The 5,974-nt window shown below is 63.2% G+C and carries 5 protein-coding genes and 2 pseudogenes; 2 read left to right on the forward strand and 5 right to left on the reverse strand.

Going from position 1 to position 5,974, the window contains the following annotated elements; genetic code table 11:
- The 5 genes and pseudogenes from ACLQ6X_RS04440 to ACLQ6X_RS04460 all read right to left on the reverse strand — a co-directional run.
- Nucleotides 1-388: pseudogene (locus ACLQ6X_RS04440) on the reverse strand (urocanate hydratase); the annotation flags it as partial.
- A 42-nt stretch (nucleotides 389-430) separates the two neighbouring features.
- Nucleotides 431-1,195 carry an amino acid ABC transporter ATP-binding protein gene (locus tag ACLQ6X_RS04445; protein ID WP_411698970.1) on the reverse strand — a complete coding sequence of 255 codons (765 nt, stop codon included), beginning with the start codon at nucleotides 1,193-1,195 and terminating at the stop codon, nucleotides 431-433.
- Nucleotides 1,192-2,040 carry an amino acid ABC transporter permease gene (locus tag ACLQ6X_RS04450; RefSeq protein ID WP_411698971.1) on the reverse strand — a complete coding sequence of 283 codons (849 nt, stop codon included), beginning with the start codon at nucleotides 2,038-2,040 and terminating at the stop codon, nucleotides 1,192-1,194. Before ACLQ6X_RS04450 ends, ACLQ6X_RS04445 begins: the two co-directional genes overlap by 4 nt.
- Nucleotides 2,041-2,165: 125 nt before the next feature.
- A complete protein-coding gene (locus ACLQ6X_RS04455; RefSeq protein WP_411698972.1) occupies nucleotides 2,166-2,930 on the reverse strand; it encodes an ABC transporter substrate-binding protein in 765 nt (254 codons plus the stop codon).
- A gap of 258 nt (nucleotides 2,931-3,188) precedes the next feature.
- Nucleotides 3,189-4,058: a MurR/RpiR family transcriptional regulator gene (locus tag ACLQ6X_RS04460; RefSeq protein WP_411698973.1), complete on the reverse strand. Its 870-nt coding sequence runs from the start codon at nucleotides 4,056-4,058 to the stop codon at nucleotides 3,189-3,191.
- A gap of 150 nt (nucleotides 4,059-4,208) precedes the next feature.
- Between ACLQ6X_RS04460 and ACLQ6X_RS04465 the strand changes: the two are divergent.
- Both ACLQ6X_RS04465 and ACLQ6X_RS04470 read left to right on the forward strand, forming a co-directional pair.
- Nucleotides 4,209-4,448 (forward strand): annotated as a pseudogene (locus ACLQ6X_RS04465) (HutD family protein); the annotation flags it as partial.
- Between the two features lie 501 nt (nucleotides 4,449-4,949).
- Nucleotides 4,950-5,951, forward strand: a complete 1,002-nt coding sequence (locus ACLQ6X_RS04470; RefSeq protein ID WP_411698974.1) for an alpha/beta hydrolase — start codon at nucleotides 4,950-4,952, stop codon at nucleotides 5,949-5,951.
- Nucleotides 5,952-5,974 lie beyond the last annotated feature (23 nt).

The raw sequence follows: 5,974 nt of genomic DNA on the forward strand, positions 1-5,974 counted from the left end.
AGATCCAAGAGCCTGCGGTCATCTGCCCGTACATGGTCAGGCCGAGTTGCTCGAGTCGTCGGAACTCGGGCCAGGTGGCCCAGTCCCCGACCAGGTTGGAGTTGGCGATGAGTACGCGCGGTGCCCACTCGTGGGTGCGGAAAACTCCCACCGGCTTTCCGGACTGCACGAGAAGTGTCTCGTCGGATTCCAGAGTGCGGAGTGTTTGCACGATGGCCTCGTAGGCTTCCCAAGAGCGGGCGGCTTTCCCGGTGCCGCCGTAGACGATCAGTTCATCGGGATGTTCCGCCACTTCGGGGTCGAGGTTGTTCATCAGCATTCGCATGGGAGCTTCGGTCTGCCATGATTTGGCGGTGATCTCGGCGCCGCGGGGTGCGTGAATGGGCATGCGTGGTCCTTCGTTGCGTTCGGGGGAATGGCTGGGCGTGCGTCAAAGCACTCGGGAGAGGAACGAGCGGGTGCGCTCGTGGCGCGGTGCGGTGAGGACTTCGGCTGCGGGACCAGATTCGACCACGACTCCGTCGTCCATGAACACCAGGGTGTCGGCTACTTCTCGCGCGAACTGCGCTTCGTGTGTGACGACGACCATGGTCATGCCGTCTGACGCAAGAGATCGCATGACGTCGAGAACCTCGCCGACGAGCTCGGGGTCGAGCGCGGACGTCGGTTCGTCGAACAGCATCACTTTTGGCCGCATGGCGAGCGCCCGGGCGATGGCGACACGCTGCCGTTGGCCCCCGGAGAGTTCGGACGGGTAGGCATGTTCCTTCCCGGCAAGGCCCACCCGGTCGAGGAGTTCGCGGGCATGTCGTCTGACCTCGTCCGGTTTGCGGCGTGCGACGCCGACGGGCGCTTCCACGACGTTCTGCAGAGCTGTCATGTGCCCGAAGAGGTTGAAATGCTGGAAGACCATGCCGATTTGCTGACGTTGGGCGCTGAGCTCCTGCTCGTTGAGTTCGAGAAGCCGTTCGCCATCGCGCCGGTATCCGATGATTTCTCCGTCAACGGCGATAACTCCGCGATCCACCTTTTCGAGGTGGTTGACGCATCGGAGGAAGGTGCTTTTGCCCGAGCCCGACGGGCCCATGATGCAGGTGACGTCTCCACGCTGCACCGTGAGGTCGATGTCGCGGAGCACGACGTTTCGTCCGAAGGATTTTTGCACTCCGAGGGCCTCTACCATTGCGACGGTCATCCGACTGCCTCCTTCTTGGGTTCAAACGAGGTCTGCTTGCGGAAGCGGAATCCCGTGGTGAGGTGTTGCCACCCGTTGCGGGTCCCAGACACCCCGCGACCGAAGCGCTGCTCCACTCGGGCCTGGCCCACCGAGAGCACGGAAGTCAGGGCGAGATACCAGATCGATGCCACGACAAGCAGGGGGATGACCTGGTAGTTCTGGTTGTAGATCTGTTGGGTGGTGGAGAGGAGCTCGGTCACCGAGATCACGCTCGCGAGGGAGGTGAATTTGAGCATGCCGATCAGCTCGTTGCCGGTAGGCGGGATGATCGTTCGCATCGCTTGGGGGAGGATGATTCGCCGCATCGTGCGGCCGCTGCGCATTCCGAGCGCTTTTGCGGCTTCGACCTGGCCGTTGTCGACTGAGCCGAGGCCAGCGCGGATGATCTCCGACATATAGGCCGCTTCGTTGATGCCGAGGGCGAGAATCGCTGCCAGCAGCGGCGTCATGACGGTGTTCGTGTCGACCGACCAGATCGCCTGGCCGAAGGGTATGCCGATTTCAAGGCGGGGAAACAGCGATGCCAGGTTGAACCAGAAGATGAGTTGCACCAGGGTGGGCGTTCCGCGGAAGAACCAGACGATTCCGGACGAAATCGCGATGAGCGCTCGACTGGGTGAACGCCGCATGATGGCGAGAAGCAGGCCGCCGAGGCAGCCGAAGGTCATTGCGAGGATGGTGAGATAGATGGTCGTCCACACCCCCGCGATCACGCGAGGATTGAAGAGGTAGTCACCGACCACCGGCCACTGGAAAGCCTGAGCGGTGACGAGGGTCCATACGCAGAACGCAACGAGGACCACGGCGACAACGGCAGCGACTACGCGCCAGGGATGCTTCCCGCGGACGGTTGCCAGCTGGGCTGCGTCCAAGAGTTCCGCGTGGGTCCACTTCGCCTCCGAGGTGGACCCACGGCCGAGGACGTTCATCAGGAGGTCGCCCCATTGATTGTGGCCTCGTCCAGCTCGGTGTCTCCTACCCCCCACTTATCGAATATCGCCTGGTAGCTGCCGTCGTCGATCATTTCGTTGATGGCGCTTTGTACCGCGGCGGTGAGTTCTGTGTTCTGCTTGCTGAAGGCGTACCCGCTGAGGGTTGCCGCCTCGTCGAGGACGCGGTCCGAGAGCTCGACGCCTTCGTACTCCGTGCCTGCGATATAGGCCGCGACCGCCACGTCGTAGGGGACCGCGTCAGCTCTACCGCCGGCAAGTGCGAGCATCTCAGTTGTCGTGTCGGCGAAGACCTGAAGACCGATGGGCTGCTTGCCCTCCGCTTCGCAGTCTGCCGACAGTCCCTCAATCACGCCGATCTCCACGGCGCCCGCGCCGGCGATCATCGACAGTCCGCACAGATCGCTCGTGGCGGTCAGGCCACCCGGGTTTCCGGCGGGCACCATGAAACCGACCACGGTTCGATACGCGTCAACGAAGTCCACGGCGTTCTGCCGCTCGACGAGATCGCCGATGCCCGCAGCGCCCATGTCGTATCGCCCGTTCTGCACTGACGGGATGATGGTCTCGAAAGCGACGGGTGCGAAAGATACATCGAGCGAGAGCTGGTCTGCGATGGCCGTGACCATGTCGATGTCGAAACCCTGGAGGCTTCCGTCGTCGCCCGTATAGGCGAACGGCGGGTAGTCGTTGATGGTGGCAACGTCCAACACACCTTCGGCACGGACGTTTTCGGGAACCATCGCTGCCGCCCCGGTGAAGTCGGAATCTGTGCCGGCGGGCGTGCCACCATCCGCAGAACAAGACGAGAGAGCAACGGTTACGGCCATCGCGGCGAGAGCGAAGCTCGTAGTGCGCAGGCGGCGCCTGCGTGCTACAGCGGCAGGAGAATTGCTAGTGGTGTTCATGATGTTTCCTTTCACGGTGGTGCGTGTCGGGTGGTGCTTTTCGGGATGGTGCAGGCGAAATCTTGGGTGCGTCGCGCTGCGCGACTACAGCAGTCAGGCTTGAAACAGTCGCGTCGCCGAGGCGTAATTCTCGAACTGCTCGAGTCGCTGTTGGGTGCGTTCGGGGTTGGCGTCGCCCAATGCGTTCAGCAGTAGCGACGTCAACATGAGGGGCGCCGGGTGGGAATCGAAAACAAGGTCCGTCTCGATGCCGGCATACAGTGCGATCTCGGAGAGATGTGCGATCGGGCTCATCGGGCTCTCCGAAATGGAGACGACCGAGAGGCCAAGTCCTCGGGCCGCCTCGATCGCGACGAACAACTCGCGCGGGTATCTCGGCAGGGCGTAGACCAGTACTGATGTGGCTCCGCTGGCTTGAGCCTGGTGAAGGTCGTCGAGCATCCGTGACCCGCCCTCGTCGATGACGGTGACCGCTGGATGGATCTTCGCCGCGAAGTACCCGAAGTGGTCGGCCAGCCCAGCGGAAACCCGGAGGCCGAGCACTACCAGCGGGCTGCTGTCGGCCAGCATGCGTCCGGCAAGATGCACCCGTTCCGCGAGCGATTCGTCATCGCGCAGCTCGACGAGATGGCTGATCGCGCGATCAACAGCGAGTAGCCGGTCGGAACCTCCCGCGACGGCAGGGGTCGACGCGGGCCCCTCGTTGACGACGATTGCACGTAGTGCGCCGCGAAGGGCGGGGGCGCCTTCGAAGCCGAGAGCAACGGCAAGGCGCGTCACCGCGGGCTGACTGACGTTCGCCCGCGAGGCGAGTTCGGGGCCGGATAGATAGGCCGCTTCGTTCGCATGCCGAACGATGTATTGAGCCAGTTGACGTTGCGTCGGGGTGAGTCGAATGCCGTCAAATAGCGCGCGCACACGTTCAATGGATGTGGATGCGGCGACAAGGTCCGTTGGTGACATGATCTGACTGTATAGATTCATTCACTGTGAAAGGTTTCCGATATGTTTCATTCATGTAAAGCAACGGAAATCGTGCAATTGCGCCGCATTCAGGACGCTGCCGTGGAGGTGTGGCGCAATGGAGAAGGCACCACCCAGAACCTGGTTTCGATGCGAGAAAGCTCCGTCCTGACGCCGTCATCGAGACCGTGGCGTCTGAGCATCGCGAGGTTGGAGCGTCCGACCTCGTTCTCGCGCTACAGCGGGCTACAACGCACTTTCATCCCCATCGGGTCGGATCTCGCGTTGAAGGTAGACGGTCGCGATCTCCATCTGGACGATCGCACACTCGCCCGATTCGATGGCGAAAGCGATGTGGCGTTGATTCACCTTGATCAGCCATGTCATGCCGTGAACTTGATGACCACAGATCCGCGACTGACGCTCCGACTCGCGCGGGCAGGTGAACAGCTACGCGAGGGGGCCCCAGTGATTTTCCTCCTGGCGTGGGTCGGTGGCGAAGCATTCGACCTCAGCTGGGCACCGGCCCACCGGGTTCTACCCGTCGACGTGATCGTGGTCGGGCACAACGGATAATCGGCCCGAGGTCAGCTCGGACGTCAGGAGTTCGATCCCGACAGCTCGGTGAGAGCTCGCTATACCGCCGGACATTCTCCGACGCGAATCCGGACGGCACTTAGACGCTGTCCCGGTATATCCGACGCCGTCGCGTAAGGCCAAGAAGCTCAAACAGGGAACACCGGAACCGGCCGTGTGGGAGGACCTATGCGAACCTCCCAACCTCGTCCTCGCGCTCGTAGCGTGGTTAAGGCACTCGGCGCGGCTATCCCATCGAGTGACTACGCGGCACCCCCGCCACCGACAAACCATCGCAATCAAGGAGAGATTCCCATGCAGAACTCCGACGGATACACCTTTGAGCTGGACCCGACCGTCACCCGCACCCCCGTGCGCTACCGCAACCGTTTCGGCATCGAGATCGCCGGCGACCTGTACACACCCAAAGACGCCACCGGGACGCTTCCCGCTCTGGCCGTGAGCGGCCCGTTCGGCGCCGTGAAGGAGCAGTCCTCCGGGCTGTATGCGAACGAGTTCGCCCGCCGCGGGTTCATCGCCGTGGCATTCGACCCGTCGTTCAGCGGCGAGAGCGGCGGCGAGGTCCGCGACGTCGCGTCGCCGGAGATCTACACCGAAGACTTCAGCGCCACCGTCGACTTCCTCGGCCTCCAGGGAAACGTGGACCGTGACCGGATCGGCGTGCAGGCGATCTGCGGCCTCAGCGGCATGGCCATCACCGCCGCAACCTCCGACAGCCGCATCAAGGCCGTCGCGACCGCCTCGATGTACGACATGTCCCGCAGCGTCTCCCGCAGCTACCAGGACAGCTACACCCCCGAGCAGCGCCACAAGGTCATCGAGTACTACAACCAGCAGCGGTGGGCCGACGCGGAGAACGGCACCTACGCCCGCGGACCCCACGAAGTCGCCTTCGACGAGGACGGCAACCTGATCTCCGGCGACCGGGTCCTTCCCGAGACGCTCCCGAACGGTGCGGACCCGGTGACGTCGAGCTTCTTCGACTACTACCGCACCGACCGCGGCTACCACCCCCGCGCAGTCAACTCCACCACCGCCTTCACCGCCACCACGCCGGCATCCTTCTTCGCATTCCCGCTGATGGCCAACCTCGCCCAGATTCCACCGCGACCGGTCCTGCTCGCGGCCGGTTCGGAGGCGCACTCCCGGTACTACTCCGAAGACATCCACGGTTCCTCGCCGGAGAACGTCGAGCTCGTCATCGTCCCGGGCGCTGACCACGTCGACCTCTACGACCGCAAAGAAATGATCCCCTTCGACCGGTTCGAGAAGTTCTTCCTCGACAACCTCAACTAACCCCGTTGGCTGGCCCGCGACCT

This window comes from Conyzicola sp. (assembly GCF_046714715.1).
In the GTDB taxonomy this organism is placed as follows: domain Bacteria; phylum Actinomycetota; class Actinomycetes; order Actinomycetales; family Microbacteriaceae; genus Conyzicola.